The 25,586-nt window shown below is 71.4% G+C and carries 30 protein-coding genes and 2 pseudogenes; 13 read left to right on the top strand and 19 right to left on the bottom strand.

Annotated elements, in window-relative coordinates; all coding sequences use genetic code 11:
- Nucleotides 1-210 precede the first annotated feature (210 nt).
- Nucleotides 211-396 carry a sensor histidine kinase gene (locus FCI23_RS63850; protein ID WP_136726039.1) on the bottom strand — a complete coding sequence of 62 codons (186 nt, stop codon included), beginning with the start codon at nucleotides 394-396 and terminating at the stop codon, nucleotides 211-213.
- A 130-nt stretch (nucleotides 397-526) separates the two neighbouring features.
- Between FCI23_RS63850 and FCI23_RS63845 the strand changes: the two genes are divergently transcribed.
- The gene (locus tag FCI23_RS63845; RefSeq protein ID WP_136726038.1) at nucleotides 527-841 is read left to right on the top strand and encodes a hypothetical protein; all 315 of its coding nucleotides are present in this window, start codon (nucleotides 527-529) and stop codon (nucleotides 839-841) included.
- Between the two features lie 531 nt (nucleotides 842-1,372).
- Here FCI23_RS63845 and FCI23_RS56605 read toward each other — a convergent pair.
- Nucleotides 1,373-1,546 (bottom strand): hypothetical protein, encoded by a 174-nt coding sequence (locus FCI23_RS56605; RefSeq protein WP_169316916.1) that lies wholly within the window; start codon nucleotides 1,544-1,546, stop codon nucleotides 1,373-1,375.
- Between the two features lie 148 nt (nucleotides 1,547-1,694).
- Here FCI23_RS56605 and FCI23_RS24245 point away from each other — a divergent pair, with 148 nt between their 5' ends.
- Nucleotides 1,695-2,714, top strand: coding sequence for an alpha/beta fold hydrolase (locus tag FCI23_RS24245; protein WP_136726037.1), 1,020 nt, complete (start codon nucleotides 1,695-1,697; stop codon nucleotides 2,712-2,714).
- Nucleotides 2,715-2,781: 67 nt separating this feature from the next.
- On the opposite strand, the gene FCI23_RS24240 is transcribed toward FCI23_RS24245, so the two are convergent.
- The 7 genes and pseudogenes from FCI23_RS24240 to FCI23_RS24210 all read right to left on the bottom strand — a co-directional run bounded on the left by FCI23_RS24240 (nucleotide 2,782) and on the right by FCI23_RS24210 (nucleotide 8,360).
- On the bottom strand, nucleotides 2,782-3,042 hold the full coding sequence (locus tag FCI23_RS24240; protein ID WP_136726036.1) for a hypothetical protein: 261 nt from the start codon (nucleotides 3,040-3,042) through the stop codon (nucleotides 2,782-2,784).
- 145 nt (nucleotides 3,043-3,187) lie between these two features.
- Nucleotides 3,188-3,811 (bottom strand): GTP-binding protein, encoded by a 624-nt coding sequence (locus FCI23_RS24235; protein ID WP_407646017.1) that lies wholly within the window; start codon nucleotides 3,809-3,811, stop codon nucleotides 3,188-3,190.
- A complete protein-coding gene (locus FCI23_RS24230; RefSeq protein ID WP_136726035.1) occupies nucleotides 3,792-4,172 on the bottom strand; it encodes a DUF742 domain-containing protein in 381 nt (126 codons plus the stop codon). Before FCI23_RS24230 ends, FCI23_RS24235 begins: the two co-directional genes overlap by 20 nt.
- Nucleotides 4,169-4,553: pseudogene (locus tag FCI23_RS24225) on the bottom strand (roadblock/LC7 domain-containing protein). Before FCI23_RS24225 ends, FCI23_RS24230 begins: the two are co-directional and overlap by 4 nt.
- Nucleotides 4,550-7,123 (bottom strand): sensor histidine kinase, encoded by a 2,574-nt coding sequence (locus FCI23_RS24220; protein WP_136726034.1) that lies wholly within the window; start codon nucleotides 7,121-7,123, stop codon nucleotides 4,550-4,552. The pseudogene FCI23_RS24225 and the gene FCI23_RS24220 overlap by 4 nt, the downstream one beginning before the upstream one ends.
- Nucleotides 7,120-7,890 carry an MHYT domain-containing protein gene (locus FCI23_RS24215; protein ID WP_136726033.1) on the bottom strand — a complete coding sequence of 257 codons (771 nt, stop codon included), beginning with the start codon at nucleotides 7,888-7,890 and terminating at the stop codon, nucleotides 7,120-7,122. Before FCI23_RS24215 ends, FCI23_RS24220 begins: the two co-directional genes overlap by 4 nt.
- A gap of 134 nt (nucleotides 7,891-8,024) precedes the next feature.
- Complete coding sequence (locus FCI23_RS24210) at nucleotides 8,025-8,360, bottom strand: YnfA family protein (protein ID WP_136726032.1); 336 nt, start codon at nucleotides 8,358-8,360, stop codon at nucleotides 8,025-8,027.
- Nucleotides 8,361-8,373: 13 nt separating this feature from the next.
- Here FCI23_RS24210 and FCI23_RS24205 point away from each other — a divergent pair, with 13 nt between their 5' ends.
- Nucleotides 8,374-8,976, top strand: a complete 603-nt coding sequence (locus FCI23_RS24205) for a class I SAM-dependent methyltransferase (protein WP_136726031.1) — start codon at nucleotides 8,374-8,376, stop codon at nucleotides 8,974-8,976.
- A 54-nt stretch (nucleotides 8,977-9,030) separates the two neighbouring features.
- On the opposite strand, the gene FCI23_RS24200 is transcribed toward FCI23_RS24205, so the two are convergent.
- A complete protein-coding gene (locus FCI23_RS24200) occupies nucleotides 9,031-9,795 on the bottom strand; it encodes an alpha/beta fold hydrolase (RefSeq protein WP_136726030.1) in 765 nt (254 codons plus the stop codon).
- A 100-nt stretch (nucleotides 9,796-9,895) separates the two neighbouring features.
- Here FCI23_RS24200 and FCI23_RS24195 point away from each other — a divergent pair, with 100 nt between their 5' ends.
- Together FCI23_RS24195 and FCI23_RS24190 are read left to right on the top strand one after the other, a co-directional pair.
- Nucleotides 9,896-10,420, top strand: coding sequence for a PadR family transcriptional regulator (locus tag FCI23_RS24195; RefSeq protein ID WP_136726029.1), 525 nt, complete (start codon nucleotides 9,896-9,898; stop codon nucleotides 10,418-10,420).
- Nucleotides 10,421-10,628: 208 nt separating this feature from the next.
- Nucleotides 10,629-11,381, top strand: a complete 753-nt coding sequence (locus tag FCI23_RS24190) for a hypothetical protein (RefSeq protein WP_136726075.1) — start codon at nucleotides 10,629-10,631, stop codon at nucleotides 11,379-11,381.
- Between the two features lie 4 nt (nucleotides 11,382-11,385).
- Here the strand turns inward: FCI23_RS24190 and FCI23_RS24185 are convergent.
- Nucleotides 11,386-12,191: pseudogene (locus FCI23_RS24185) on the bottom strand (FAD-dependent oxidoreductase).
- Between the two features lie 46 nt (nucleotides 12,192-12,237).
- Here FCI23_RS24185 and FCI23_RS24180 point away from each other — a divergent pair.
- Both FCI23_RS24180 and FCI23_RS24175 read left to right on the top strand, forming a co-directional pair.
- On the top strand, nucleotides 12,238-13,467 hold the full coding sequence (locus FCI23_RS24180; RefSeq protein ID WP_136726028.1) for a DUF4032 domain-containing protein: 1,230 nt from the start codon (nucleotides 12,238-12,240) through the stop codon (nucleotides 13,465-13,467).
- 9 nt (nucleotides 13,468-13,476) lie between these two features.
- Entirely contained in the window at nucleotides 13,477-14,277 is an 801-nt protein-coding gene (locus FCI23_RS24175) for a class I SAM-dependent methyltransferase (RefSeq protein ID WP_136726027.1), read from the top strand.
- An 11-nt stretch (nucleotides 14,278-14,288) separates the two neighbouring features.
- Here FCI23_RS24175 and FCI23_RS24170 read toward each other — a convergent pair whose 3' ends face one another.
- Entirely contained in the window at nucleotides 14,289-15,035 is a 747-nt protein-coding gene (locus FCI23_RS24170) for a class I SAM-dependent methyltransferase (RefSeq protein ID WP_136726026.1), read from the bottom strand.
- A 228-nt stretch (nucleotides 15,036-15,263) separates the two neighbouring features.
- Here FCI23_RS24170 and FCI23_RS24165 point away from each other — a divergent pair, with 228 nt between their 5' ends.
- Nucleotides 15,264-16,079, top strand: coding sequence for a peptidoglycan recognition protein family protein (locus FCI23_RS24165; protein ID WP_246143935.1), 816 nt, complete (start codon nucleotides 15,264-15,266; stop codon nucleotides 16,077-16,079).
- Between the two features lie 101 nt (nucleotides 16,080-16,180).
- Here FCI23_RS24165 and FCI23_RS24160 read toward each other — a convergent pair whose 3' ends face one another.
- Nucleotides 16,181-16,732, bottom strand: coding sequence for an MOSC domain-containing protein (locus tag FCI23_RS24160; protein WP_136726025.1), 552 nt, complete (start codon nucleotides 16,730-16,732; stop codon nucleotides 16,181-16,183).
- A 705-nt stretch (nucleotides 16,733-17,437) separates the two neighbouring features.
- Between FCI23_RS24160 and FCI23_RS24150 the strand changes: the two genes are divergently transcribed.
- A complete protein-coding gene (locus FCI23_RS24150) occupies nucleotides 17,438-17,938 on the top strand; it encodes a VOC family protein (RefSeq protein ID WP_136726024.1) in 501 nt (166 codons plus the stop codon).
- On the opposite strand, the gene FCI23_RS24145 is transcribed toward FCI23_RS24150, so the two are convergent.
- From FCI23_RS24145 to FCI23_RS24130, 5 genes are all read right to left on the bottom strand, one after another.
- The gene (locus FCI23_RS24145) at nucleotides 17,939-18,121 is read right to left on the bottom strand and encodes a hypothetical protein (protein ID WP_136726023.1); all 183 of its coding nucleotides are present in this window, start codon (nucleotides 18,119-18,121) and stop codon (nucleotides 17,939-17,941) included.
- A 263-nt stretch (nucleotides 18,122-18,384) separates the two neighbouring features.
- Complete coding sequence (locus FCI23_RS56600) at nucleotides 18,385-18,540, bottom strand: hypothetical protein (RefSeq protein ID WP_169316915.1); 156 nt, start codon at nucleotides 18,538-18,540, stop codon at nucleotides 18,385-18,387.
- 69 nt (nucleotides 18,541-18,609) lie between these two features.
- Nucleotides 18,610-18,957 (bottom strand): hypothetical protein, encoded by a 348-nt coding sequence (locus FCI23_RS24140; RefSeq protein ID WP_136726022.1) that lies wholly within the window; start codon nucleotides 18,955-18,957, stop codon nucleotides 18,610-18,612.
- A gap of 143 nt (nucleotides 18,958-19,100) precedes the next feature.
- Nucleotides 19,101-20,012 carry an SDR family oxidoreductase gene (locus FCI23_RS24135; protein ID WP_136726021.1) on the bottom strand — a complete coding sequence of 304 codons (912 nt, stop codon included), beginning with the start codon at nucleotides 20,010-20,012 and terminating at the stop codon, nucleotides 19,101-19,103.
- A 13-nt stretch (nucleotides 20,013-20,025) separates the two neighbouring features.
- A complete protein-coding gene (locus tag FCI23_RS24130) occupies nucleotides 20,026-20,802 on the bottom strand; it encodes an SDR family oxidoreductase (protein ID WP_136726020.1) in 777 nt (258 codons plus the stop codon).
- Between the two features lie 78 nt (nucleotides 20,803-20,880).
- Here FCI23_RS24130 and FCI23_RS24125 point away from each other — a divergent pair, with 78 nt between their 5' ends.
- The 4 genes from FCI23_RS24125 to FCI23_RS24110 are packed head-to-tail and all read left to right on the top strand — an operon-like array spanning nucleotide 20,881 to nucleotide 24,279.
- Nucleotides 20,881-21,639 (top strand): enoyl-CoA hydratase family protein, encoded by a 759-nt coding sequence (locus FCI23_RS24125; protein ID WP_136726019.1) that lies wholly within the window; start codon nucleotides 20,881-20,883, stop codon nucleotides 21,637-21,639.
- 14 nt (nucleotides 21,640-21,653) lie between these two features.
- Nucleotides 21,654-22,502 carry a CoA transferase subunit A gene (locus FCI23_RS24120; RefSeq protein ID WP_136726073.1) on the top strand — a complete coding sequence of 283 codons (849 nt, stop codon included), beginning with the start codon at nucleotides 21,654-21,656 and terminating at the stop codon, nucleotides 22,500-22,502.
- On the top strand, nucleotides 22,499-23,224 hold the full coding sequence (locus FCI23_RS24115; protein ID WP_136726018.1) for a CoA-transferase subunit beta: 726 nt from the start codon (nucleotides 22,499-22,501) through the stop codon (nucleotides 23,222-23,224). The genes FCI23_RS24120 and FCI23_RS24115 overlap by 4 nt, the downstream gene beginning before the upstream one ends.
- Complete coding sequence (locus FCI23_RS24110; protein ID WP_136726017.1) at nucleotides 23,224-24,279, top strand: NAD(P)H-dependent flavin oxidoreductase; 1,056 nt, start codon at nucleotides 23,224-23,226, stop codon at nucleotides 24,277-24,279. Before FCI23_RS24115 ends, FCI23_RS24110 begins: the two co-directional genes overlap by 1 nt.
- A 102-nt stretch (nucleotides 24,280-24,381) precedes the next feature.
- On the opposite strand, the gene FCI23_RS24105 is transcribed toward FCI23_RS24110, so the two are convergent.
- Complete coding sequence (locus FCI23_RS24105; RefSeq protein WP_136726016.1) at nucleotides 24,382-25,539, bottom strand: acetyl-CoA C-acetyltransferase; 1,158 nt, start codon at nucleotides 25,537-25,539, stop codon at nucleotides 24,382-24,384.
- Nucleotides 25,540-25,586 lie beyond the last annotated feature (47 nt).

The following is a 25,586-nucleotide window of genomic DNA, read 5'->3' as shown; positions in this document are numbered from 1 at the left end:
GTGATCCCCTGTTCTTTCCGCTCGCCTGCAGTACGTCGACGCTGCGGCCACGGGCCAGGCCGCGGGCGAACGCCGTCATGGTGGAACGGGCCTCTTCCGGCGATCGTTCCCGCTCTGTGCTGGTCGGCGGCCCTTGCGCCGGGCTCTCGTGCACCGGCTCATCCCGCAACCGCATTACGCGACTGGCCTGTCGCGGCCTCTTCGGCAGCCCTATCCCCGTCCGTTCCGTTCCGGCGGCCCGGACGGGCGCCGGAACGGAACGGACGCGGGCCGCCCAGCGCCACGGACGGTGACCGCGGTCTCCGGCGGCGAGAAGGCGGTGGCGTTCTCGATCAGCTCGGCGAGCAGATGCCGCACATCGGCGACAGCCGAGCCCGCCAGTTCGACCCGCGGCATACGCCGTACGACCCACCCGTGGGTAGTCCTCGGTCTCGCCGACTGCCGCCCGCACCACCTCGGAGAGCCGGACCGGCCGGCGCCACGCCCGGCCCGGAGCGTTTCCCGAAAGGATTAGCAGGCCCTCGGCGTGTCGACGCATCCGGGTCGTCATGTGGTCGAGTCGGAACAGGTCCTCGAACTCGGCCGGGTCCTGGACGCGCCGTTGCAAGGTGTCGAGCAGGGTGAGCTGGCGGTGCAGCAGCGACTGGCTGCGCCCGGCCAGATTGGTGAAGACCTCGGAGACCCAGCGCCGGAGCCGCTCCTGTTCGACGGCTGCCTGTACCGCCGCTCGCTGCGTGGTACTGAACGCCCGGCCGACCTGGCCGATCTCGTCGTCGCCGACCCGCAGCGCCGGGGCCGCACGGGCCACCACCTCCTCGTCGAGATCCTCGCCGGCGCGTAGCTTGCGCAGGACCTCCGACAGCCGGTTCTCGGACAGTTCCAGGGCGTCGTCGCAGGGTAGCCAGCCGGCGCGCGATCCGGCGACTGAGACGCAGCGAGACGAACACCGAGATGACGACGGCCGCCAGTGCGGCCAGGCTGGTCGCGCCGGCCCGGACGACCACGGCGGTGCCGTTGGACCGGGCCTCCTCCGCCACGTCGCGGGCCGCTTCGCTGTTGATGGCGCCCAGTTCGCCGAGCGCGTCATCCACACTCCGCTGCCACAGGCCTTCTGCACGGCGAAGGGCGCGCCCTTGGCGTCGGTGCTGCGGGCCATCAGCTCCACCGAGTTCAGCGCACCGCCGAGCTTGCCGTTCTGGAAGTCCTCAAGACTGCTCCGCTCTGTGTCGGGGAGTCCGGGCGCGGCGATGTCCTGCAGCAGCTTGCGGCTGCTGATCGCACTGCTGTCCCATGCCCGAAGGGCTATGGGGGAGGAGGACCAGTGCGTCCAAGAGCGTTCGGGACGTGCCGGTGAGCCAGGACACACTCCCGCTCACTGCCCAGGAACGGTGCCGTAGTAGCGGTACATGCCGACTGCGCGGATCAGCCGCAATGCGTCGTTCACGGAGGAGTATGTGCTGTACATCCACCGGTGGGCCAGTGAGAGCGACGGAACAAGGAGCAGCGTCACTAGTTGTGTCCTGATGGAGTGGGGCCGCATGCGCATGGCGTGGGGTCCTCCGTCACTGGAATGGGGCGGCGGGGACACCACCGTTCTGCTGACGGACCATTGCGCCGTGGTCAGCGCGGGGTAGTTCACGTCGCGCCAACCACGGGGCAATGCCGTGGAAATGCTTCCGCAGCACTCTGGTCACATGGAACGGGGAGCGATCGTCGGATGGGCGTGCGGTCCCGTACCCGCGGCAGCCCACTGCTTGGGTGATGTCCCCGTGCTGTACCGGGAGATCCATGGCTACCGCCGGGCGTTCCGGATGGCCGGGAGCGGTCCGCCGCTGCTGCTGGTGCACGGTCTCGGTGACTCCTCGGTGACCTGGTCCCCCATCCTGGCGAGACTGGCCCGGCAACGTACTGTCATCGCCCCGGACCTGCTGGGCCACGGCGGGAGCGAGCAGCCGCGCGCCGACTACGCGGTGGCCGCGTACGCGTGCGGGATGCGGGATCTGCTCGCTGTGCTGGGCATTGACCGGGTGACAGTGGTCGGGCACTCGCTGGGAGCCGGAGTGGCGATGCAGTTCGCCTACCAGTTCCCTGAGCGGTGCGAGCGGCTGGTGATCGTGGGCGGCGGTGGCATCGGCCCCGAAGTGCATCCACTGCTGCGGCTCGGGGCCGGGCCCGGTGCGGAACTGGGGCTGCCGCTGGCGACCTCCGCGCCGGTTCGCAGTGCGCTGCGCCTCCTGGCACCCGTCCTACGGCGCACCGGCGGCCTCGGCCTCGGGCGGCACGACTTCGACTACGTCCTGGACCGCTATCTCGCCCTGAACAGCGCCACTGCGCGCCAGGCGTTCCTCCGTACGCTGCGCGCGGGAGTCGATCTGCGCGGCCAGGTCGTCACCATGACGGACCGCGGCTATCTGACGGCGGGTCTGCCGACCCTGATCATCTGGGGTGCTCACGACGCTGTGATCCCGGTGGCGCACGCCGGCCTGGCGCACACCACGATGCCCGGCAGCCGAGTGGAGATCTTCGAGGAGGCCGGGCATTTCCCGCACCATGACGCGCCGGAGCGTTTCGTCTCCGTGCTGGAGGAGTTCCTCGAGACGACCTCGCCCCAGGAATACGACGCGGACCGCTGGCGCCACTTGCTGCGGGCGGGGAGTCCAGGGGAGCCGTTGTACGAGGAGGCCGCGCCGCCGCATCCGTCGAGCGGCTCCTGATGACGGTCGGCGCCGGCTGAACTGCTGCTTGCGGGAGGGCCGCCACGGCTCTCCCCATGCCGGCCGCTCAGTGGCCGGTGACGCCAACCGTCCCGGCGTCCCCGTGGTACCAGTAGACCGGCAGTTGGCTGTGGCCGGGGCGGGTATTGTACGCGACGAAGAGGACGGGTGGATTCCGGAATTCCGCGGCCCGCGAATGCGCGGCCTGGTGACTCGTGGCCGGTCTCACTCCGGCTGCCCCTCCGCCGTCACCGGACGCCGCCGAGGCCGCGATGAGAAGAAGCGCCGCGGCCGCCCCGGCGACGACGGCACCGATCCGCTGGTGCATCTGGGCACTCCTCCTATGGGGGTGGAGACGCGAGCACGCTCGCGCGTGGTATCCGCCACCCTGTACGCGGGAAACCCTGGGAGCACTCAATATGGTCGGTGCCCGGGTATTTTCCGGGCGTGTCGGGTACAGCGCGCCGCACTCCTCAGCCCACGGAATCCAGCAGCCGCGCGGTGTGCATCCGCCCGGCATGCTCCACCAACGCGATCAGTACCTCCTTGCCGGACTCGCGGTCCCTCGCGTCGCACAGCACGACTGGAGTGCCGGCCTCCAGGTCCAGGGCACGTGAGACGTCCTGTGTCCGGTGGGTGCGCGACCCCGGGAAGCAGTTGACGGCAACCGCGAACGGGATGCCACGATGCTCGAAGAAGTCCACCGCCGGGAAGCAGTCCTCCAGGCGGCGCGTGTCGGCCAGCACCACCGCGCCCAGGGCGCCGTTGGACAGTTCGTCCCACAGGAACCAGAACCGGTCCTGCCCGGGCGTGCCGAACAAATAGAGCGCGAGTCCGGCCCGGATGGTGATGCGGCCGAAGTCCATGGCGACGGTGGTGGTGGTCTTGCGTTCGACTCCATCGGTGTGGTCCACATCGCGGCCGACCTCGCTGAGCCGCTCCTCGGTGCGCAGCGGCCGGATCTCGCTGACGGCGCCGACCAGCGTAGTCTTGCCGACACCGAAGCCGCCGGCTATAAGGATCTTCAGGGCCATGACAGGTTCGTCCGGCACCGTCGTTGTCTCCTGCTCGTGTCGCTCAAAGCGCGCGGAGTCCATTGATCACCTCTCGCAGGATGTGCTCGTCGGGAAGTTGCGCGGGTGGTACGGGCCCCAGCACCCGCACATTCCCCCGCGCCAGCAGGTCGCCCAGCAGGACGCGTACGACGCCCACGGGCAGGTCGGAATCGGCGGCGAGCTCGGCGACCGAGAGCGGCTCGCCCCGGCACAGGGCGAGGATCATGGTGTGCTCCGGGGCGAGCGCCGGGTCATCGGCGGCGCCCGGTTCGGCGAAGACCTGGGCGATCAGGTCAAGTCGGCCGCCGCCCGTGTCAGGGCGGGTGCGGCCTCCGGTCATCGCGTACGGCCGGACCAGCGGACCGGCCTCGTCGTCGAACCAGTGTGCGGCGGATAGGGTCATGGCCCGGGCGTGTCGTGCCTCGGCGGGGTGTGCAGATGCTCCCCCACCTGCTTCACAAGCCGGGCCATCTCATAGGCGATCAGTCCCACATCGGCGGCTGCGGAGGCGAACACGGTGAGGCAGGAGCCTTCGCCGGCCGCCGCGACGAAGAGGAAGCCGCCGTCGAGTTCGACCATGGTCTGGCGGACCGCACCGGCGTCGAAGTGCCGTCCGGTGCCCTTGGCGAGGCTGTTGAAGCCGGAGGCGACCGCCGCCAGGTGCTCGGCGTCCTCCCGTACCAGCGCGCGCGAGCACCACGGCGTGGCGGACATGCGCGACGCGGTCGGTGAGCTCGTCCAGCAGCCAGTCCAGCTCTCCGGACCGGTGCGTTGTGTCGATCATCCGTGGTCTCCTTCGGGCGACAGCCCGTCCGGCGTGTGGTCGGTGTCCTGGTGTCGGCCGGCGGCTTCAGCCGGGTGTGCCGCCGTCCGCAGCGGGCGCCGGGCGGGGCCTGCGTCCCGGGCGTCGGGACCGCCGCCGCGCACCCAGCCGCTGCGGTACGCGGTCATGGTGGCGCGTATGTCCTCCGGCGACCGGACCGGCGCGGGCGGAGCGTCCGGCGGGGTGCCCGGGCGGCCCTTCGGGGCGGGCGCTTCCAGGAGCTGCGGCGCGAGGCTGGCCCGCCGGACCCGGCGCGGCAGGCGGCTGTCGCCGGGCGGCGTCCGTCCCGGGCCGTCGGAACCCGGCCTGGCGCCGGTGTCCGGAGCCGGGCCGAGAGCGGGGCCGGGTTCCGGCAGGACACGCGGGATGCCGCCCCTGTGGGCAGCCGGGTCGGGTCCGGGCGGCGGGGGTTCGTGTGCCGCGGGGAGTGACACCCGGGTGCGTGCGGGCAGGCTGCCGTCCGGCACTGGACCGGCCGGGCGGCCCTTGGCGGTCGCCGGACGAGTGGCGTCGGCCTCGGGCACGTTCAGTTCCAGGAGGGCGGTGGGCAGCAGGACGACGGCGGCGGTGCCGCCGTACGGGGAGGGGCGGAGCGAGACCTTGACCCCCTGCCGTCTGGCGAGCCGGCTGACAACGAAGAGGCCGAGCCGGTCGCTGTCGAACAGGTCGAGCGCCTGCGCCTGTTCGATGCGCCGGTTGGCCTCTGCCATCGCTTCCTTGCCCATGCCGAGGCCGCGGTCCTCGACCTCGATGGCGTAACCATTGCCGACCTGTTCGCCATAGACCCGGACCTTGGTGTGCGGGGGTGAGAACTGGGCGGCGTTCTCGACGAGTTCGGCGATCAGGTGGGTGAGGTCGGCGACGGCGCCGCCGACGACGGCGGCAGGCGGGAGCCTGCGTACCTCGATGCGCGCGTAGTCCTCGACCTCGCCGACGGCGGCGCGCACGACGTTGGTGAGAGGTACCGGTCTGCTCCAGGCACGTCCGGGGGCCGCTCCGGAGAGGATGATAAGGCCCTCGGCATGGCGTCGCATGCGGGTGGTGAGGTGGTCGAGCCGGAAGAGGTCCTCCAGTTCGTTCGGGTCCTCGGTGCGCCGCTCCATGGTGTCGAGCAGGGCGAGCTGCCGGTGGACGAGGACCTGGCTGCGGCGGGCCAGGTTCACGAAGACGCCGGAGACTCCGCTGAGGAGTTCGGCGCGCTCCACGGCTGCCTGCAGCGCGGCCCGCTGCAGGGTGCCGAGTGCCTCGCCTACCTGGCCGATCTCGTCGCCGCCGTGGTCGGTGTGCGGGACCTCCGCCTCGATGTCGATCTCCTCGCCGGCCCGCAGGCGGCGCATGGCGCGCGGCAGCTTGCGGCGGGCCAGTTCCAGGGCGGCGTTGCGGAGTTCGACGAGCTCCACGACGAGGCCGCGGCCGATCCGCACCGAGATGAGCAGCGAGGCGAGGACCGCGAGCAGACCGAGCAGGACGGCCGCTCCGGACCGGGTGAGGATGCCGCCGGTGACGGGGTCGGTGTGCCGGGCGGACGGGCCGGTCTGCCGTTCGATGGCGTTCAACCGGTCGAGGACCGGTCCTGCCGCCTGTTCCCAGACCACGGCGGGTGCGGCTGCGGCGGCGGCACGCCCGGGGCCGGCGGCGAGCACCCGGTCTTCGAGGATCTGCAGGGCCGTGTACGGTCCGGACCGCATGAGCGTGCCCCAGCGCGCCCGGCCGTCCCGGCTCAGGTCCTCCACGCAGGCGCGCAGCAGCAGCCGGCGCCCCTGAACGGCGCCGGTGAAGTCGCGGTAACGGCCGCCGCTCAGGCTGCGGGTGAGCTGGGCGGCGGAGGCCATCGCGTCCTCGCGGGCAAGCAGTTCGCCGGCCCTGCCCAGTTCCAGTACGACGCGATCCCCTGGTGTTCCGGCGAGCGCGCCGCCGACCGCGAAGGCGTTCTCGACCGCCTCCCCATAGGCGTCGTACGCCGTGTCCCAGCCGGCGGTACGCGCGGTGATCCGGGGCCGCAGTTCGCGCAGCGCCTTCACGCTGTCCACGAAGGTCCTTACGCGCCGGGAGGCCGCGTCCGGCAGGCCGGTGCCGTCGGCCACCGTGTGGCCCGCGTCAAGGCGCAGCGGAGCGGCGGCCCGGTCGGTGGCGCCTTCCCGTCTTTCCAGGTCGCGGGCGCGGGCGGCGGTGGGCGATGCGAGGTAGCCGGCAGCCGCCCTGCGTTCGGTCTGGAGGGCGGTGACGGTGGCGGCGACCGGCTCACGGATCGTGTCGTCGATCCGATGCTGGAGCAGCTGGCCCGATATGTCCTGGGCGGTGGTGACGGCCGCGAAGGCCCACAGGGCCATGAGTGAAACGACGGGCACCATGAGGACGGAGACAATCTTCGCGCGGACCGACCGGGGGCGCAGCCGCAGCCGTGTGCCGGTGCGCGGGTGCGGGGGCGGGAAGGGGATTTCGGTCACCGACCTGGTGAGGGCCGGCCGGGCCGGCCGTTCGTCCGCGGGCGGCCCGGCGTGCGCGCGACGGCCACGGTGCTGGGTGTTCATACGGCGGCCTCACGCAGGGATTCGGCCGATTCGGACGCGGCGCGCTCGCGGGCGGTCGGGGAGAGAGCGACGAACGCGGAGGTGAGGAAGAGGTACGAGCCGAGTCCCACGACCAGCGGGAAAAGGAAAGCGGTGGCCCTGGCGCCTGGCAGTGCTTGCACCGAGGGGTGGACCGCCACCCGTACCGCGAGCATCCCGGTGTAGTGCATGCTGCTCACCGCCGCGCCCATGACGAGGCACGCTCCGGCCACGACGAGCGGGGCGCGGATGGTCAGCGCCGCCCAGAGCGCGGCCGTCGCGGCGACCACCGCGATCAGCACGGAGAGCCCGACGAGCCAGGGGTCGTAGCTCACCGTGCCGTGCAGCCGCAGGGCCGCCATGCCCAGGTAGTGCATGCTGGCCACGCCCAGGCCGGTGGTGAGCCCCCCTGCGGCCAGAGCGCGGGGCCGCCGCCGGCCGTAGCCGACGGCGAACACCCCGATCCCGGCCACCAGCATGGCGACGAGCAGGCTGAGGACGGTCAGCGGCACGTCGTAGCGGATCTCGCTGCCGCTGACGCCGAAGCCAAGCATGGCGATGAAGTGCATCGTCCAGATGCCGGTGCCGAGCGCACTCGCGGCGGTGATCAGCCAGTTACGGCGGGAGCGGCCGGTCGCGGCCAGGGCCCGTACGGTGCAGCGCAGTCCGAGTGCCGAACCGACGCACGCCATGGCGTACGAAAGCGTCGGGGTCAGCCAGCCGAAGCTGGCGTGGTCCATGTGTCCCATGGATCCGGGACGCTAATCCGGGAAGCGCGGCTGATCCGCGGCATTGCGGAACCAGGCGGAATTTGACAGGGCCGCGCTCTGGTCCGGTCCCGAATGACCGGGCGGCGCTCTAACGTGCTCGCCTGGCGCAATCTTCAGACGCTCCGTGGCGCATACATGATGATGGCCACGCCCACCAGGCAGACCACCGCTCCCGCGACATCGAACCGGTCCGGCCGGTACCCGTCCACACCCATCCCCCACAGCAGCGACCCGGCCACGAACACCCCGCCGTACGCGGCCAGAATCCGTCCGAAATCGGCGTCCGGCTGCAAGGTCGCCACAAATCCGTACAGGCCCAACGCGATCACACCCGCCCCGATCCACACCCATCCGCGGTGTTCGCGGACGCCCTGCCAGACCAGCCAGGCACCGCCGATCTCGAGGACGGCGGCGAGTACGAAGAGAGCCATGGAACGAATCGTGACCATGCGAACATGATGCATGGAGACCAATCGTGAGCGTGTCCGGGAGTTCTTCGCCGCCCGCGCCGGCAACTGGGAGAAGCGCTTCCCCGACGACGGCCCCGCCTATGAGGCCGCCGTCGCCGAACTCGGGCTCCGCCCGGGGCAGTCCGTGCTCGACGCGGGGTGCGGCACGGGGCGGGCCCTGCCGCCATTGCGCAGGGCGGTCGGACCCGCCGGGCGTGTCATCGGCGCCGATCTCACCCCGGAGATGCTCTACGCGGCCGTGCGCGCGGGCCGCCACCACCAGGGCGCGCTCATGGTGGCCGACGCCGCGCTGCTGCCGCTGCGTGACGCCGCCATGGACGCGGTTTTCGCCGCCGGGCTGATCGGCCACCTGCCCGGCCCCGGCGACGCCCTGCGCGAACTGGCCCGGGTCACCCGGCCCGGCGGGCGCCTCGTCGTCTTCCACCCTGTCGGCCGGGCTGCCCTGGCCGCCCGCCAGGGGCGCGCTCTCACCGCCGACGATCTACGCGCCGAACCCAATCTGCGCCCGCTGCTGACTGCTGCGGGCTGGGATCTCGCCGCCTACACCGACACAGATACCCGATTCCTGGCCCTGGCGGTCAGGAAACCCATGTGACCGGCCGGGGCCTCGGCGGCCAGGGTCAGAACATCCAGGTGCGAATCTGAACGATCACCGGCTCCGATCTCTGGACACTGCTGCGACGAACGCCTCGGCGTTGTCGAACATAATGTTGTGGCCCGCGCCGGGCACTGTCTCCACCGTCACCCCGGCGGCCACCAGTTCGTCGCGGCCGGCGGGATCCCCGCTCAGCTCTCCCGTCAGGAACAGCCGGGGAATGTCCATGTCCAGCAGCAGCTCGCGCATCGTCGGCCGGGTGCCCCGGACGAGGCCGACCGCGCTGCGATGCAGGGCCAGCGGATCGGCCAGCCGCATTGTCGCCCTCCAGAGCGGGCCGACTCGCTCCAGCGTCTCGGCGAATCCGCCGCCGTGAATGAAATCGTCCTCCTCATAGCGCGCCGTGCCGCTGCTGCCCGCCGTCGCCGGCGGATTCGGGTCCAGGTTCGCCTCTACGAGGACGAGCCCGGACACCAGGTCGGGCCGGCGGGCGGCAAGTACGATCGCCACCGCCCCGCCCATGCTGTGCGCGATGATCTCGGCCGCCGCCACCCCGGCCGCGTCGAGCGCCGCAGCCAGCGCGTACGCGTGATCCTCCAATGTGTAGCCGAAGCGCGCCGGCCGGTCGCTGAGCCCGAAGCCGGGCAGGTCGACGAAGAGCGAGCGCCGGCCGGCGAGGGCCGGATGTGCCGCGATGTGCGCGAAGTAGGCGGCCGAGGCCGCGCCGAGCCCGTGGACGTACACCCGCGCGGGCTCGGCCCCCGCCGCCTCCGTCCAGCGGATATGCGCCCCGTCGTCGGTGAACTGCGCCTGGTGCATGGCTTCCCCCTCCGCTCCTCGGATGACAACGCATCAGAATACATCGGCGACGATGTATATCGATGGCGATGTACTGCGCAGTTGCGGAAGAATGCCGCGCATGCTGGAACTCGCGATCCTCGGATTTCTCTACGACGCCTCACTCCACGGTTACGAGCTGCGCAAACGCATCGCCGCACTCACCGGACACATCAAGCCGGTGGCCGAGAGCACGCTCTATCCCGCCATCAAGCGGCTGGAGAGGGCAGGCTGGCTCCGCCGCGAGACGCGCCCGGGCGCCGTCGCCGCGCCCCGCCATGTGCTCTCCCTCACCCCCGCCGGGCGCGCCGAGCTCCGCCACCGCCTCGCCGAACCCGCCGACCTCGACATCAGCGACGAGAACCGCTGGTTCACCGTCCTCGCCTTCCTCCGCCACCTCGACGAACCCGGGCAGCAGGCGGGCGTCCTGGAACGCCGCCTCGCCTTCCTGCGTCAGCCGGCCAGCTTCTTCTACGACGGCGACCGCCCGCTGCGCGCAGAGGAGGTCGGCGACCCGTTCAGGCAGGGCATCCTCACCATCGCCCGCGCCACGACCCGCGCCGAACTGAATTGGCTGCGGGCCACCCTGGACGGACTCGCCGGCTAGGGCGTGTCCGAGCGGTCTCCGTGGAGGAAGGCGCGGTGTCCGGCGCCTGCGATCACAAGCGCGACCGCGACGATCCGCCCGGACAGGCTTGATGCGCGGCCCCCTCGACGCGGGTGTTACCGGCTGGTTAGGGTGCGCGAACCATCGAAAAAGGGGAGGTCCCGTGTCAGCGACGGACGACGACGCGTTGTATGTGCTTACGGCGGCGATGCTGACGCCCGCCCAGTTCCCTGGTGTCCTCGCCGACGACTACCCGGCGGCGTGCGCGGAGCTGGGGCTGGAACCGGCCGCGGAGGGATACGGGCTGGTCTTCGGACAGGACGGAGACGGGGCCCGGTGGACGGTGGCGATCAGCGACACGGCCCTGGTGGCGTGTGCGCTGGCGGCATGGGACTGCGGGTTGGAGTACGACCTGTCGCCCGACGACAGGTCGGTCGTGGCCTCATTGCCCGGCTGGCCGCTGCCGGTGGCGGTGGCCGCGCCGGGCGTCGCCGATCCGCACGACCCGTCGGAGGAGGAGGGCGGCAGGCCTCCGCTGGCCCCGCCCGACACCCGGGTATGGGGCCCGGCACAACGCCGCCTGGGCGCGGACGAGATCGCGCTCCAGTGGCGCGTATGGCGTGAGCAGCTCGGCGCCCCCGCGTCACCGGGCGGAGCGGACAAGAAGCCGACGGGGCTGCACAAAGGCATCCGCCGGGCCCTCGAGGGCGCCCAGGAGTACGTGAGCAATCCACCGCCGCCCGGGCGGATACGTTCCGCTCCGGCCGGCGAAGGAGTGCGTACGCTCCGGGTCGACGGGCCGGGCTGGAGCATGGTCGCCCGCACCGACGACATCGCGTTCGTGCTGCTGGACGAGGAGCCCGGCGAGGTGCTGCCGGTGGGCCGGGGGCCGGCTCTGCCGGGGCTTCTGGAGGCGTTGGAGCAGCTGGCCGTACGCCCGGCCTCAGCAGCCCCGGCCTGAGCGGTCAGTCGCACCGTCCGGCCGCGACCTTTTCCGCCGCCTTGCGGGCGGCGACCAGCACCGGGTCCCAGACCGGGGAGAACGGCGGTGCGTAGCCGAGGTCGAGGGCGGTCATCTCCTCCACGGTCAGCCCGGCGGTGAGCGCCACTGCGCCGATGTCGACACGCTTTGCCGCGCCCTCACGGCCGACGATCTGCAGTCCGAGCAGCCGTCCGGTGCCGATCTCGGCGAGCATCTTGACGGTCATCGGGGCGGCCCCCGGGTAGTAGCCGCGGTCACGGCCAGCCCGTGCCGCATCAGGGCCTCGGCCATCTCAACCCCTATATAGCCGCCGCCGACCACCACGGCGTGCCGTACACGGCCCCGGCCGAGCGTCCGGGTCACCGCTTCGCCGTCATCGAGGGTCTGCACTCCGTGCACCCCGTCGGCGTCGATGCCGGGGACCGGCGGGCGGACCGGGACCGCGCCCGTGGCGATGACCAGCTGGTCGAATCCGGTCCAGGCTTCGGCGCCACCCGTTTCCCGGGTGCGCACCCGGCGTCGTCCGAGGTCGATCTCGACCACCTCCGTACCGAGCCGGAGGTCGATGCCGCGGGCCCGGTGCTCCCCGGCGGTACGGGCGGTCAGCGCGTCGGGGCCGCCCGCCTCGCCGCCGATCCAGTACGGGATGCCGCAAGCGGAGTACGAGGCGTACCGGCCGCGTTCAAAGGCGATGATCTCCAGGTCGTCGGACCCGCGGCGCCTGCGCGCCTGTGAGGCGGCCGACATGCCCGCCGCGTCGCCGCCGATCACGACCAGCCGTTCCGCCATGCCCCGTACGCTCCTCGGTCTTCCGGATACCGCACACTTGACCATCATGGACCTGCAGATCACCGCGACCGCACCCGAGCACCCGGCGGCCCTCCTCGACCTGCCGTGGAGCATCCCCCTGGAGGAGTGGCCGGAGGAGCACCTGGTCGCACTGCCGCGCGGCATTTCCCGGCATGTGGTGCGGTTCGCCCGGGCCGGCGAGGAGGTGGTCGCGGTCAAGGAGGTCGGCGAGTGGGCTGCCGTACGGGAGTACGGGCTGCTCCGGGACCTGGACCGGCTGGGCATCCCGGCCGTGGACGCGCTCGGTGTCGTGACCGGGCGGACCGACGGGCACGGCGAACCGCTGGAGCCGGTACTGATCACCCGGCACCTCAACGGCTCACTGCCGTACCGCTCCATGTTCGAGACGACGATGCGGCCGAGCACGGTGAGCCGCCTGCTGGACGCGCTCGCCGTCCTTCTCGTACGCCTGCACCTGACCGGCTTCGCGTGGGGCGACTGCTCGCTGTCCAACACCCTCTTCCGGCGGGACGCGGGTGCCTACGCCGCGTATCTGGTCGATGCCGAGACCGGACAGATCCAGCCGAAGCTGACGCAAGGGCAGCGGGACTACGACATCGAGGTCGCCCGGGTGAACATCGCGGGCGAGCTGATGGACCTGGAGGCGGGCGGATCACTGCACCCGTCCGTGGATCCGGTGCTCTTCGGCGAGGCGATTGTCGAGCGGTACTGCGCTCTGTGGCACGAGCTGACCCACGAGTCCGTGTACCCGCTCGGCGAGCGGCACCACATCGACCACCGGATCCGCCGGCTCAATGAACTCGGCTTCGACGTCGCCGAGATGAAGATCCAGCGCTCCCCGGACGGTGACTCCGTCACCTTCCTGCCCAAGGTCGTCGACGCCGGCCACCACCAGCGTCAACTGCTGCGGCTGACCGGTCTCGACGCCGAGGAGAACCAGGCCCGCAGCCTCCTCAACGACCTGGAGACCTGGATGGCCACCCAGGACGACTACGCCCCCGGCGACCCGCTCGGCGCCCGCCCCGAGGTCCTCGCGCACCGCTGGGTCCGTGATGTCTTCCGGCCGACGGTGCGGGGTATACCGCGCGAGTTGCGCGCCACGGTCGACACCGCGCAGATCTACCACGAGCTGCTCGAACACCGCTGGTTCCTGTCCGAACGCGCCCAGAAGGACGTCGGCCTGGACGCCACCGTCGAGGATTACCTCCGCAATATCCTCCCGCACACCCCCAAAGCGCCACCCGTCCCGGACTAACCTGGCACCATGCCCGACTTGGAACGCACCCGTCTGCGGCAGGTCTTCGACGAGGACGCCGAGCTCTACGACCGGGTTCGTCCCGGCTACCCGCCCCGGCTCTTCGACGACCTCGCCGCACCACCGGCCGGGATCGGTGCCGGGTCCCGGGTGCTGGAGATCGGCTGCGGGACCGGACAGGCCACCGTCCCGCTGGCCGAGCGGGGGTGCCGGATCACCGCCGTGGAGCTGGGCCCGGCCATGGCCACCGTGGCACGCCGCAATCTGGCACGGTTCCCGGCGGTGGAGGTGGTGACGGGCGCGTTCGAGGAGTGGCCGCTGCCGGCCGAGCCGTTCGACGCCGTATTCTCTGCGACGGCCTTCCACTGGATCGACCCCGCCGTGCGGGTGGCGAAAGCCGCCGACGCGCTCCGGATCGGCGGCGTACTCGCCACGGTCGCCACTCACCATGTGGCCGGGGGCAGCGAGGACTTCTTCGCGGAGGTCCAGGAGTGTTACGAACGCTTCGATCCGGCGACACCGCCCGGCCTGCGGCTACGGGGGGCCGCGGAAATCCCTGAGGATCACGAGGAGACCGACCGCTCCAGCCGGTTCGGCCCCGCCGCCTTCCACCGCTACGAGCGGGAGATCACGTACTCCACCCAGGAGTACCTCGCCGTACTCCGCACCTACTCCGGGCACCGCGCGCTCGACCCCGTGGCCCGGGACGGCCTGCTGCGCTGCATCGCGCGGGTGATCGACAACCGGTACGGAGGGCGGATCACCAAGCGGTATCTGACGGAGCTGCGCCTGGCTCGGCGTACGGCCTGAGTGAGGAGCCGTCAGCTCGCGGCGCGCGTCGCCGAGATCGTCAGCCGTACGTAGTCGATGACGGGCTCGGCGAGCCGGGCCGCGACAGCCGTGACGAAGGCCTCTTGCTCAGCCGCCGGCAGCCGTTCGAGCTGGCCGCCGAGGACGACTGTGGCCAGATAGTTCCGCAGCTGCTCCCCCGGCTCCAGCCGTGCGGGATCGGGGACAAGCGCGACGTCGATGCCGGTGAACCCGGCATCACGCAGGCGCCGCTCGGTTTCCTCGGCTCCGGCGAAATTCCACACGGCGGGCTGTTCGCCGAGAAAACTGTCCACGGCGGCCGAGACCGCCGCGATATTGCCGAGACCGCCGCACTCGGCGACAAACCGGCCGCCGGGGCGCAGCACGGCCGCGATACCGGCGAAGAGCTTTGCGTGATCGGGGATCCAGTGGAAGGTGGCCACACTGGTGACCGCGTCGACGTGCCCCTGGACCGGCAGCGGCTCAGTGATGTCGGCGTACACGACCTCCACCCGGTCCAGCCGGCCGGCCAGCCGCTTACGGAGCTGGTCCAGCATCCGGAGCGAGCCGTCCACGGCGACGACCTGCCCACGCGGCAGCAGGTCCAGCAGCGCCGCGGTGTCACGGCCGGTGCCGCACCCCATGTCGAGCACCCGCTCGGTGCCGTTGAGGGTCAGCTGCCCCAGGGTGCGCTTGCCCCACTGCTGGTGCGGCAGCGGCAGCGCATCGTACGCAGTGGCATCCCATTCCCTGGGCATTTGGCGCTCCTTGTCCCTTGGCTACGTGGTGAGCCTACTCAAGGTGTCCATTCTGTGATACCCGAGTCTCGAATAGTGATCACTCGAACTGCGCACCGGCAGGACCGGCTCCGGCGGGCCGCACCGGATGCGGGACAGGAGGGGCGTCGTCCTACGTACGGGTGACAAGCGGGCCACTCGGGCGTGTCACCGCAACAGCAGCCAGGCATATCAACTGACGATTCATTCATGCGCTCCTTTCAAGCGGCATCGATCGGCGCGGCGGGCGTCGCGCTTGCCGGCACCGCCGCACTCACGGCCTGGGGCGCGCACATCACCACGCCGTACGCCTCGGTCCGCGGCGAGGCCCCTCCCCGGCCGAGCCCGCTGCCCGGCCCGGTGCCCCCGATGGCTCTCCCGGTGTCCGGGCTCGCGCGCAGCGTGCCCCTGTACACCGCACCGCAGCCCGACATCATCACCCGGGCGCGCTGGGGGGCCGACGAGTCGCTGCGCGACAAGGGGACGCGCTACGCCGACGCCGTGCGCACGGTCGTCCTGCACCACACCGACACCGGCAATGCCTACGACTGTTCCCAGGTCCCTGGCATGATCCGCAATCTCTACACCGGCCACGTCAAGGATCGGGGCTGGGGCGACATCGCGTACAACTTCCTCATCGACAAGTGCGGCACGATCTACGAGGGCCGGGCGGGCGGCATCGAGCGGCCGGTCATCGGCGCGCACACCGTGGGGTTCAACAACGAAACGATGGGAGTCGCCGCGATCGGCACCTTTCCGGCGGGTACCACCGTGCCCCAGGACATGATCGACGCGATCGCGAAGCTCTCGGCGTGGAAACTGGGACTGTCCGGGACCGATCCCCGCGGGCACACCCGCCTCATTTCCACGAGTGACGCCAGCCGCTACCACAAGGGCCGGTCCGCGGTTTTCAAGGTCATCTCCGGCCACCGTGACGGCTTCTTCACCGACTGTCCCGGACGCGCCCTCTACGACCGGCTACCGGAGATCCGCGCCCAGGCCGCCCGGATCCAGGGACGGCGTTAGTCTCCAGCACGGTTTTTGCGGCCGTACCCGGCGAAAAGCGAGTGGGCAGGATCCTGGCCGATGCCGATCTCGAGCTGGTCGCGCCGGTCGGGGGCTGCCGCTCAAACCCGTTCGAGCGGGCGGTGCGGCCCTGCCGGGAGCTCGACGCCGATGGCGTCGCCCGGCCGGATCTCGCCGTCTGCCAGAACAACGCCCATGATCCCGGCCCGGCGGAGCACATTCCCCTCCTCGTCCCGTCCGACAACCCGCTTGAGCAGGCCGTCCTGGAACGCGTCGATCTGCACGCAGGGGTTGCGCAGACCGGTCACCTCGACCACCGCGTCGGCACCGAGCCGGAGCCTGGCTCCGACAGGCAGGGCGTGCAGATCGATGCCGGCGGTCGTGATGTTCTCACCCAGCTCGCCCGGCCGGACCTCGTGGCCCACGGCGCTCAGCTGCTCGTGCAGCTCACTGTGGATCAGATGGACCTGGCGGAGGTTGGGCCGGGTCGGATCCTGCGCCACGCGTGAGCGGTGCTGCACCGTGACACCCAGGTGCGCGTCGCCCTCGACACCGAGCCCGGCGAGCAGCCGGATGCTGTCCCTGACCGGCTTGGTGAAGTTGTGCCCGGTATCCCGGCTGACCGCTGTGACCGTTCCGCCCGTTCCGCCCATCGCGCAGTGCTCCCCTCGTGCGGTGTGCCCGTCGGTATTATGCCGACGGGCAATGGTCACCCCCCGACGAGGCAGGTGTCGAGCATCTCCTCGAGGGAGGACTTCTCCCCCTCGGTCACCGTCAGCCCGTAATCGTACTTCACATCGGTCCAGGCACGCCCGTAGACGCACCAGTAGGAGCGCAGCGGCGGCTTCCACTCGTCCGGACCCTGGTCGGCCTCGGACCGGTTGGAGGCGGCCGAGACCGCGATGAGCTGTGAGTCGGTGAAGTCGTTGGCGAACCTCGGCCAGGACGACCTCGCGGGTGTCGCAGTTGGCTCCCTGCTTGGCCCAGTGGGGGAACTTGGCCCGAGAGTAGCCCTGCATGGGGCGCTGCCCGGCGACGGTGAGCCTGGTCAGCTCCACCCGGGCGGCGCCCACGTCCGGAGGCTCGGGCAGGCGTCCGGGGCGTACGGGGAAGGAGACGGGCTGGGCGGCAGCGGCAGCCGGTACGGCCGGAGCGAGCACGACGGGAGCGAGAACGACGGCGGCGCACAGGGTGGCCCTGGTGGCCCGGCGCCAGACAGCTGAAATGATCATAGGACAGGACGTAATCGCAACCGGATCCGTCCGCCCCGCAGCTCACCCGAGCGGTGGCGCGTCTCTTACTTTAAAATTCAATCAGAACCGTCTAGGCTGGTGGCAGCCGCACCGAAGGAGCAGGTCATGCCCGTCCGCCGTCTCAACCACGCAGTGCTCTACGTACGCGACGTCGCCCGCTCCGTCGACTTCTACACCTCCGTCTTCGACTTCGAGGTGGCAGCCGAGTACGCCGGACAGGCCGCCTTCCTCCGCTCCCAGGACACCCTCAACGACCACGACCTCGGGCTCTTCGCCATCGGAGCGGACGCCCCGGGCCCCCAGGAGGGGCGGGTCGGGCTCTACCACCTGGCCTGGGAGGTCGGCACCCTCGGCGAGCTCACCGAGACGCAGCGCAGGCTGGCGGAGCGCGGAGCACTGGTGGGCGCCAGCGATCACCTCGTGTCGAAGTCGCTCTACGCCAAGGACCCGGACGGCATCGAGTTCGAGGTCATGTGGCGGGTGCCGCGCGAGGACTGGCCCGCCGCGGACGCCGCCCCCCAGACACGCCCGCTCGATCTCCAGGAATCCCTCGGGCGCTGGGGGTCAGACCTCAGAACCGGTGCCGCAGCGGACTCCGCGACCTGATCAGCGGCCTATCTCCTTGCGTCCGGCCCGGCGTACCCTGCGGCGCTGCGATGGGTCCAGCGTGAGGTAGGCGGCCACCGGCACGCCGACGATGATGAGCAGGGCGATCCAGGTCGGGAGGATCCAGAGCAGGATGATCCCGACCGCCACGCCACCGACGGCATACTTCGCGCGCTTGGACATCTTGCGGCCTCCGTCTGCGGTATCCACCGCTTACCGGATAAACGCTGTACGGACGGCATCGGTTCCCTGCCCGGCGGCCGGCTTCGCGGCAGGCTGTGCGCCGCCGGGCTCTTGCGCCTCCACGCCGGTACGGGCAGCCCGGCCGAACGCGGCGCAGCACTCCCGGGCAACAACGCGTCGCCCGGAGCCCGGTGCACCGGCCCAGCGCCGGGCGGCGCCATCATTGACGGCCGCCCGGCGTTGCGCCCCGCGTCGGGGGGCGGCTACTTCCGCTCCGGTCCGGGGTCTGCGGAGTCGTCGCATTCGGCCTGCACATGTTCCGGCTCGCCGGACAGTGGGACGTCGGTCATAGGCTCGGTCTCGCGGGTCGCTTCGGCGCGGATGAGCGCGCCCAGGGCGGCGTAAATGTCCAGGGGCATGGGGTATCTCCTGCGGTGTTCGTCCTTTTCTGCATGGCCTGCGGGCCGCCGCCGGGCGGCCGGGCTATGTCAGCAGCGCAGGACGGTGCGCAGGGGCCACGGCGGGCACGCGGGGGCGGGAAGCCGCGAGGGCCCGGACACCGTGCCGGTGGACACCGCGTCCACGGCCGCCGCGGCGGTGTGCGGCAGGCTGGCCGTCTGGGCGGCTCGGCGGCGGGACATCGGCTCCGGATGGTCGTGCGAGTCGCCGCCCGGCACCTCGGGGCCCGCCACCGGGGCCTCGCCCCGGTCCGGCAGCGACGGTGCCGGAACGGGCGCGCACAGAGCATGCAGCATCAGACACACCAGGACGACGAGCAGCGGTACGCCCGCCCTGGCCGGAGCCCGGCCGGGCCGTCGAACTGCTGCGGGCGCCATATGCCGTCCCTCCGGGTGCCTACGCACGCTCCAGAGATAGCCGCGCGGATACCGGCCCGCCAGCGTTTCGTACGCCGAATGCGGTAAGCGTTCACCCGATCGGCGGACCTGCGGCCCCGCGGCCGTCATAGTGGCGGCCCGCCTCACTCCGCGCCGTAAGCCCCCCGTGGGGGTTCAGCGGCGGCCAGGAGTTTCAACGCTGTCTCACCCGCCTCCGCGGCGGTCCAGCGGATGCCGCGGTCGGCCGTCGGGCCGGGGCGCCAGCCTTCCATGACGGTTATCCGCCCGGCCTCGGCCTCGAAGACGCGGCCGGTGACAGCCGAGGAGGCGGCGCAGCCGAGCCACACGACCAGGGGGGAGACGTTTTCCGGCGCCATGGCGTCGAATGTGCCGTCGACAGGCGCGGCCATGGTGGCGGCGAAGGCCTGTTCCGTCATCCGGGTACGGGCGGCAGGCGCGATGGCGTTGACGCGGACGCCGTACCGGGCCAGTTCGGCGGCGGCGACGAGGGTGAGACCGATAATGCCGGCCTTGGCGGCCGAGTAGTTGCCCTGGCCCACGCTGCCGAGCAGCCCGGCTCCGGAGCTGGTGTTGACGATGCGGGCATCCGCGGCGCGTCCGGCCTTGGTTTCGGCGCGCCAGTGGGCGGCGGCGTACTTCAGCGGCAGGAAGTGGCCTTTGAGGTGGACGCGGATGACGGCGTCCCAGTCGTCCTCGTCGAGGTTGACGAGCATCCGGTCGCGAAGGAACCCAGCGTTGTTGACGAGTGTGTCAAGGTGCCCGAAAGCGTCAAGGGCGGTGGCGACAAGCCCCCGGGCGCCCTCGGCAGTGGCGATGTCGTCACCGTTGGCGACCGCTTCGCCGCCCAGCGCCCTGATCTCGTCCGCGACCGTCGCCGCGGGGCCCGCCGAGCCGCCCGCCCCGTCCAGGCCCACGCCCAGGTCGTTGACGACGACCTGGGCTCCCTCGGCCGCGAAGGCCAGCGCGTGTGCGCGGCCGAGGCCGCGGCCCGCCCCGGTGACGATGACGACACGTCCGTTGCAGATTCCGGCCATCACAAGGATCCCTTCAGCGGTCGGCATTGGCGGCGTCGAGGAACGCGGGGCGTTCCCCGCCGCCGTGCACGTGCAAGCTGGCGCCGGTGATGTAGGCGGCGCTGCTGGAGGCGAGGAAGACGCAGGCGTCGCCGATCTCGTCCGGTTGGGCGAGCCGTCCCAGCGGCACGGTACGGGCGACGGCGGCGATGCCGTCGGCGTCTCCGTAGTGCAGATGGGACAGCTCGGTGCGGACCATGCCGAGGACGAGGGTGTTGACCCGCACATGTGGCGCCCATTCCACGGCCATGGACCGGGCGAGGTTGGCCAGACCGGCCTTGGCTGCCCCATAGGCGGCGGAGCCCGGCGAGGGACGGGTGCCGCTCACGCTACCGATCATCACCACGGATCCGCCGTGCTCCTGACGTCGCATCAGTTCGTACGCGGCCAGCGAGGCCGTCACCGGCGCCAGCAGATTGAGCTCGACAACCCGGGCGGCGTGCCGGGCGTCGGAGTCGGCGAGCAGCCGGAAGAGCGTGCCGCCCGCGTTGTTGACCAGGGTGTCCAACCGGCCATAGGTGCTGCTTACCTGTTCGAAGAGGCCGCGCACGGCATCGGGGTCGCGCAGGTCGGCCCGTAGATGGCGGGCGGTGCGCCCGGCGGCCTCGACGGGCCGGTCCGGGGGGCGCCGGGAGCAGGTCACCACGTCCGCGCCGGCGCCGAGCAGAGCGCGGGTGATCCCCGCGCCGACGCCTCTGGTGCCGCCGGTCACGAGGGCGACACTCCCGGACAGATCGATAGTGAGCGCCATATGACACCTCCCGCAGCGCGCGGACCGCTGCTACCTTCCACCTAACAAACGTTTGGTGGAAAGGTAGCTGATCCTCCCATGGGTGTCTCCACCTCTGATCCCGATGACGGCGTCGTAGTCATCACCGCCCACTTCCCGCCCGTCAACGCCCCACCCGTACAGGGCTGGTACGACCTGGCCCGCGCAGTGCGCGCCGCAGGCGCCGATCAGCGGGTGCGCTGTGTGGTCCTCACCGCGGAGGGGCGCGGCTTCAACGCCGGAGCGGACATCAAGGAGATGCAGCGCGGCGCCGGCCACGAGGCTCTGATCGGCGCCAATCGCGGCTGCTACGAGGCGTTCGCCGCCGTCTACGAGTGCGAGGTCCCGGTGGTCGCGGCCGTGCACGGCTACTGCCTGGGCGGCGGCATCGGCCTGGCCGGGAACGCCGATGCGATCGTCGCCAGCGACGACGCGGTTTTCGGCCTGCCGGAGCTGGACCGCGGCGCGCTCGGCGCGGCCACCCATCTGGCCCGGCTGGTGCCCCAGCACCTGATGCGGACGCTGTACTACACCTCGCGCACCGCCACCGCCGAGGAGCTGCACCGGCACGGCTCCGTGTGGCGGGTCGTGCCACGCGAACAGCTGCGGGACGCGGCATTGGAGCTGGCCCGCGAGATCGCGGCGAAGGACGGCAGCCTGCTGCGGCTCGCCAAGGCGGCCATCAACGGGATCGACCCGGTCGATGTACGCCGCAGCTACCGCTTCGAGCAGGGCTTCACCTTCGAGGCCAACCTCAGCGGTATCGCGGACCGGCATCGCGACGCCTTCGTGTCGGCAAAGGAGAAAGAGCGGCAGTGAGCAGCGACAAGAGGATGTCCGCGCAGGATGTGGTCGCGCGGCTGGCCAACGGCATGACAATCGGCATCGGCGGCTGGGGCTCGCGCCGCAAACCCATGGCCCTGGTGCGGGCACTCCTGCGCTCCGACGTCACCGATCTGACCGTCGTCTCCTACGGCGGCCCGGACGTCGGGCTGCTGGCCGCCGCCGGGAAGATCCGCAGGCTGGTCGCGGCCTTCGCCACCCTCGACTCGATCCCCCTGGAGCCGCACTTCCGCTCCGCCCGGCAGCGCGGCGGGTTCGAGATGACGGAACTGGACGAGGCAATGGTCATGTGGGGTCTCACCGCCGCTGTGCACCGGCTGCCGTTCATGCCGGTCAGGGCCGGGCTCGGCTCGGACGTGATGAGGGTCAACCCTCAGCTGCGGACGGTGACCTCGCCGTACGAGAACGGGGAGGAGCTGGCCGCGGTCCCGGCGCTGCGGCTGGACGCCGCCCTGGTGCATCTCAACCGTGCGGACCGTCGCGGCAACAGCCAGTACCTCGGCCCTGACCCGTACTTCGACGACCTGTTCTGCGAGGCGGCGGACGCCGCATATGTGTCGTGCGAGCGGATCGTGGACAGCGCCGAGCTGTTGGAGGCCGGCGGTCCGCAGACCCTGTTGATCGGGCGCCACTGCGTCAGCGGCGTCGTAGAAGCCCCCAATGGCGCGCACTTCACCTCATGTGCCCCGGATTACGGCCGCGACGAGACCTTCCAGCGCGCCTATGCCGCCGCCGCGGGCGACCCTGATACCTGGCGGGCCTTCAGCGACCGTTTCCTGAGCGGTGACGAGGACACGTACCAGGCCGCCGTGGAAGCGTTCCGGAAGGAGCAGACATGAACGCCACCCGGGCCGAGACGTGCGTCCTCGCCTGCGCCGAGGCCTGGCGCGGGGACGGGGAAATCCTGGCAAGCCCCATGGGGGCCGTGCCCTCGATCGGGGCCCGGCTGGCGCGGCACACCTTCTCCCCCGACCTGCTGCTCACCGACGGCGAGGCACTGCTGGTCGGCGACGCCGTCGAGGGCTGGCTGCCGTACCGCAGGCACCTGGCGATGGTCACCGGCGGACGGCGGCACGTCATGATGGGCGCCAGTCAGCTGGACCGCTACGGCAACCAGAACATCTCCTGCATCGGCGACTGGGCGAGGCCGTCCCGCCAGTTGCTCGGGGTCCGCGGCGCCCCCGTCAACACCCTCAACAATCCGACCAGCTACTGGGTCCCCAGGCACTCGCCACGGGTCTTCGTCACCACGGTCGACATGGTCTGCGGGGTCGGATACGACCGGGCCGCGGCGGCCGGTCCTTCGGCGACCCGCTTCCACGACCTGCGCCGGGTCGTCACCGACCTGGCCGTACTGGACTTCCACACGCCCGACCGGTCCATGCGCATCGCCTCTGTGCACCAGGGGGTGACGGTCGAGCAGGTCCAGCAGGCCACGGGCTTCCCGCTCGTCGTCCGCGACCCGGTCCCGTACACCCGCGAGCCCACCGCCGAGGAACTCCGGCTGATCCGCGAGGTGCTGGACGCCGGGGGCCTGCGCGACCGCGAGGTGCGACCGTGATGGACACCCGGCTGACCGCACTGACCGGTGCCGCCCACCCCATCGTGCAGACCGGCATGGGCTGGGTGGCCGGTCCCCGGCTGGTCTCGGCTGCCGCGAACGCGGGGGCGCTGGGCATCGTCGGCTCCGCCACCATGACACCGGACCAGCTGCGCTCAGCCGTCCGCGAGGTGAAGGCCCGTACCGCCGCGCCCTTCGGGGTCAACCTGCGCGCGGACGCGGGCGACGCGCCCGAGCGTGTCGGAATCATCATCCAGGAGGGCGTGAAAGTCGCGTCCTTCGCGCTCGCGCCGTCCCGTGAGCTGATCGTACGGCTCAAGGACGCGGGCGTCGTCGTGATCCCTTCGGTCGGCGCCCTGCGGCACGCCGAGAAGGTCGCGGCGTGGGGCGCCGACGCCGTCCTCGTACAAGGTGGTGAGGGCGGCGGCCACACCGGGCGTGTCGCCACGACGGTGCTGCTCCCGCAGGTGGTGGACTCCGTGGACATACCGGTGATCGCGGCGGGCGGCTTCTTCGACGGCCGCGGTCTGGTCGCCGCGCTCGCCTACGGTGCCGCTGGTATCGCCATGGGCACCCGGTTCCTGCTCACCTCGGACAGCACCGTCCCGGACGCCGTCAAGGCCAGATACCTCGCCGCCTCCGCCGCCGACATCATGGTCACCACCAAGGTCGACGGCCTTCCGCACCGTATGCTCCGCAGCGAACTGACCGATTCGCTGGAGCGCTCGGGCCCGGCGGCCGCTCTCGTAGGCGCCCTGCGGCACGCCGCGTCCTTCCGGCGGCTGTCGGGCACCAGCTGGACGCGCCTGATCCGCGACGGCCTGGCCATGAAACGGGGCAAAGAGCTGGGCTGGAGTCAGGTGCTGCTCGCCGCCAACACCCCGATGCTGCTGAGGGCCTCAATGGTGGAGGGCCGCACCGACCTGGGCGTGATGGCCTCCGGCCAGGCCGCCGGGGTCATCGGCGACCTGCCGTCCTGCGCGGAGCTGGTCGGCCGCATCATGTCGGAAGCCGACGAGGCGCTTGCCCGGTTGACGGGCGGGGCGCTTCGGTGACGCCGCGTGCCCGGGGGCGGGACCTACCTTGCGGCCTGGTGCACGACAGGAAGCGCCGCCCGGCCCTCAGGGTCGGGCGGCGCGCGGGCGGCGGAAAGGGACTCAGAGCCGCTCGATGATGGTGACGTTGGCCTGACCGCCGCCCTCGCACATGGTTTGCAGGCCGTAGCGGCCGCCGGTGCGCTCCAGCTCGTGCAGCAGGGTGGTCATCAGCTTCACGCCCGTGGCACCGAGCGGGTGGCCGAGGGCGATGGCGCCCCCGTTGGGATTGACCTTGTCCGGGTCGGCACCGGTCTCCTTCAGCCATGCGAGCACGACGGGGGCAAAGGCCTCATTGATCTCCACAAGGTCGATGTCCTCGATGGTCATACCGGCCTTCTTCAGCGCGTACGCCGTCGCCGGGATCGGTGCGGACAGCATGCGGATCGGGTCCTCGCCCCGTACGGAGAGGTGGTGCACCCGGGCCCGCGGGGTGAGGCCGTGCTCGCGTACGGCGCGCTCCGAGGCGATCAGCATGGCGGAGGCACCGTCGGAGACCTGCGAGGAGAGGGCCGCGGTGAGCCGGCCGCCCTCGACAAGGATCTTGAGCCCTGCCATCTTCTCCAGGGTGGTGTCGCGGCGCGGCCCCTCGTCCGCCGTCACGGCGCCGTACGGTACGGTCTCGCGCTCGAAGCGGCCCTCGTCGATGGCCCGCAGTGCCCGCTGGTGGGAGCGCAGCGCGAACTCCTCCATGTCCCGGCGCGAGATGTCCCACTTCTGGGCGATCATCTCGGCGCCGTAGAACTGACTGACCGGCTGGTCGCCGTAGCGGGCCCGCCAGCCCTCGGAGCCGGCGAAGGGGCCGCCGGTCATGCCGAGCGGTTCGACGGCCTTGTGGCTGGCGTAGCCGATGGGGATCTGGGACATGTTCTGCACCCCGCCCGCGACCACCAGGTCGGAGGTGCCGGACAGCACCGCCTGGGCGGCGAAGTGGACGGCCTGCTGGGAGGAGCCGCACTGGCGGTCGATGGTCACGCCCGGCACCTCCTCGGGGAGCCCGGCGGCCAGCCAGGAGGTGCGGGCGATGTCGCCGGACTGGGGGCCGACGGTGTCCAGGCATCCGAAGATGACGTCCTCGACCGCCGCCGGGTCCGCGCCGGAGCGGTCGACGAGCGCCTTCAGGATGTGCGCGCCGAGGTCGGCGGGGTGGACGGCGGAGAGTCCGCCGCCGCGCCGTCCGACCGGAGTGCGTACCGCTTCGACGATATAGGCCTCGGCCATGACTGCTCCTTCGCGGATATCGGATCTCGGTATGTTGTGTCGTGTTG

Source organism: Actinacidiphila oryziradicis (assembly GCF_005047355.1).
Lineage (GTDB): Bacteria > Actinomycetota > Actinomycetes > Streptomycetales > Streptomycetaceae > Actinacidiphila > Actinacidiphila oryziradicis.
This window is presented reverse-complemented; position numbering and strand designations above follow the sequence as displayed.

Coding starts and splice junctions, on each gene's coding strand:
- FCI23_RS24150 (WP_136726024.1), top strand. CDS start 17,438: ATGCCCGTCCGCCGTCTCAACCACGCAGTGCTCTACGTACGCGACGTC.
- FCI23_RS24115 (WP_136726018.1), top strand. CDS start 22,499: ATGAACGCCACCCGGGCCGAGACGTGCGTCCTCGCCTGCGCCGAGGCC.
- FCI23_RS24110 (WP_136726017.1), top strand. CDS start 23,224: ATGGACACCCGGCTGACCGCACTGACCGGTGCCGCCCACCCCATCGTG.
- FCI23_RS24200 (WP_136726030.1), bottom strand. CDS start 9,795: ATGCACCAGGCGCAGTTCACCGACGACGGGGCGCATATCCGCTGGACG.
- FCI23_RS24205 (WP_136726031.1), top strand. CDS start 8,374: ATGGAGACCAATCGTGAGCGTGTCCGGGAGTTCTTCGCCGCCCGCGCC.
- FCI23_RS24175 (WP_136726027.1), top strand. CDS start 13,477: ATGCCCGACTTGGAACGCACCCGTCTGCGGCAGGTCTTCGACGAGGAC.
- FCI23_RS24230 (WP_136726035.1), bottom strand. CDS start 4,172: ATGACCCTATCCGCCGCACACTGGTTCGACGACGAGGCCGGTCCGCTG.
- FCI23_RS24240 (WP_136726036.1), bottom strand. CDS start 3,042: ATGCACCAGCGGATCGGTGCCGTCGTCGCCGGGGCGGCCGCGGCGCTT.
- FCI23_RS24190 (WP_136726075.1), top strand. CDS start 10,629: ATGCTGACGCCCGCCCAGTTCCCTGGTGTCCTCGCCGACGACTACCCG.
- FCI23_RS24135 (WP_136726021.1), bottom strand. CDS start 20,012: ATGGCCGGAATCTGCAACGGACGTGTCGTCATCGTCACCGGGGCGGGC.
- FCI23_RS24145 (WP_136726023.1), bottom strand. CDS start 18,121: ATGTCCAAGCGCGCGAAGTATGCCGTCGGTGGCGTGGCGGTCGGGATC.
- FCI23_RS24220 (WP_136726034.1), bottom strand. CDS start 7,123: ATGAACACCCAGCACCGTGGCCGTCGCGCGCACGCCGGGCCGCCCGCG.
- FCI23_RS24245 (WP_136726037.1), top strand. CDS start 1,695: ATGGAACGGGGAGCGATCGTCGGATGGGCGTGCGGTCCCGTACCCGCG.
- FCI23_RS24140 (WP_136726022.1), bottom strand. CDS start 18,957: ATGGCGCCCGCAGCAGTTCGACGGCCCGGCCGGGCTCCGGCCAGGGCG.
- FCI23_RS24130 (WP_136726020.1), bottom strand. CDS start 20,802: ATGGCGCTCACTATCGATCTGTCCGGGAGTGTCGCCCTCGTGACCGGC.
- FCI23_RS24170 (WP_136726026.1), bottom strand. CDS start 15,035: ATGCCCAGGGAATGGGATGCCACTGCGTACGATGCGCTGCCGCTGCCG.
- FCI23_RS24160 (WP_136726025.1), bottom strand. CDS start 16,732: ATGGGCGGAACGGGCGGAACGGTCACAGCGGTCAGCCGGGATACCGGG.
- FCI23_RS24120 (WP_136726073.1), top strand. CDS start 21,654: ATGTCCGCGCAGGATGTGGTCGCGCGGCTGGCCAACGGCATGACAATC.
- FCI23_RS63850 (WP_136726039.1), bottom strand. CDS start 396: ATGCCGCGGGTCGAACTGGCGGGCTCGGCTGTCGCCGATGTGCGGCAT.
- FCI23_RS24165 (WP_246143935.1), top strand. CDS start 15,264: ATGCGCTCCTTTCAAGCGGCATCGATCGGCGCGGCGGGCGTCGCGCTT.
- FCI23_RS24180 (WP_136726028.1), top strand. CDS start 12,238: ATGGACCTGCAGATCACCGCGACCGCACCCGAGCACCCGGCGGCCCTC.
- FCI23_RS24125 (WP_136726019.1), top strand. CDS start 20,881: ATGGGTGTCTCCACCTCTGATCCCGATGACGGCGTCGTAGTCATCACC.
- FCI23_RS24105 (WP_136726016.1), bottom strand. CDS start 25,539: ATGGCCGAGGCCTATATCGTCGAAGCGGTACGCACTCCGGTCGGACGG.
- FCI23_RS24235 (WP_407646017.1), bottom strand. CDS start 3,811: ATGGACTCCGCGCGCTTTGAGCGACACGAGCAGGAGACAACGACGGTG.
- FCI23_RS56605 (WP_169316916.1), bottom strand. CDS start 1,546: ATGCGCATGCGGCCCCACTCCATCAGGACACAACTAGTGACGCTGCTC.
- FCI23_RS24195 (WP_136726029.1), top strand. CDS start 9,896: ATGCTGGAACTCGCGATCCTCGGATTTCTCTACGACGCCTCACTCCAC.
- FCI23_RS24210 (WP_136726032.1), bottom strand. CDS start 8,360: ATGGTCACGATTCGTTCCATGGCTCTCTTCGTACTCGCCGCCGTCCTC.
- FCI23_RS24215 (WP_136726033.1), bottom strand. CDS start 7,890: ATGGGACACATGGACCACGCCAGCTTCGGCTGGCTGACCCCGACGCTT.
- FCI23_RS56600 (WP_169316915.1), bottom strand. CDS start 18,540: ATGCCCCTGGACATTTACGCCGCCCTGGGCGCGCTCATCCGCGCCGAA.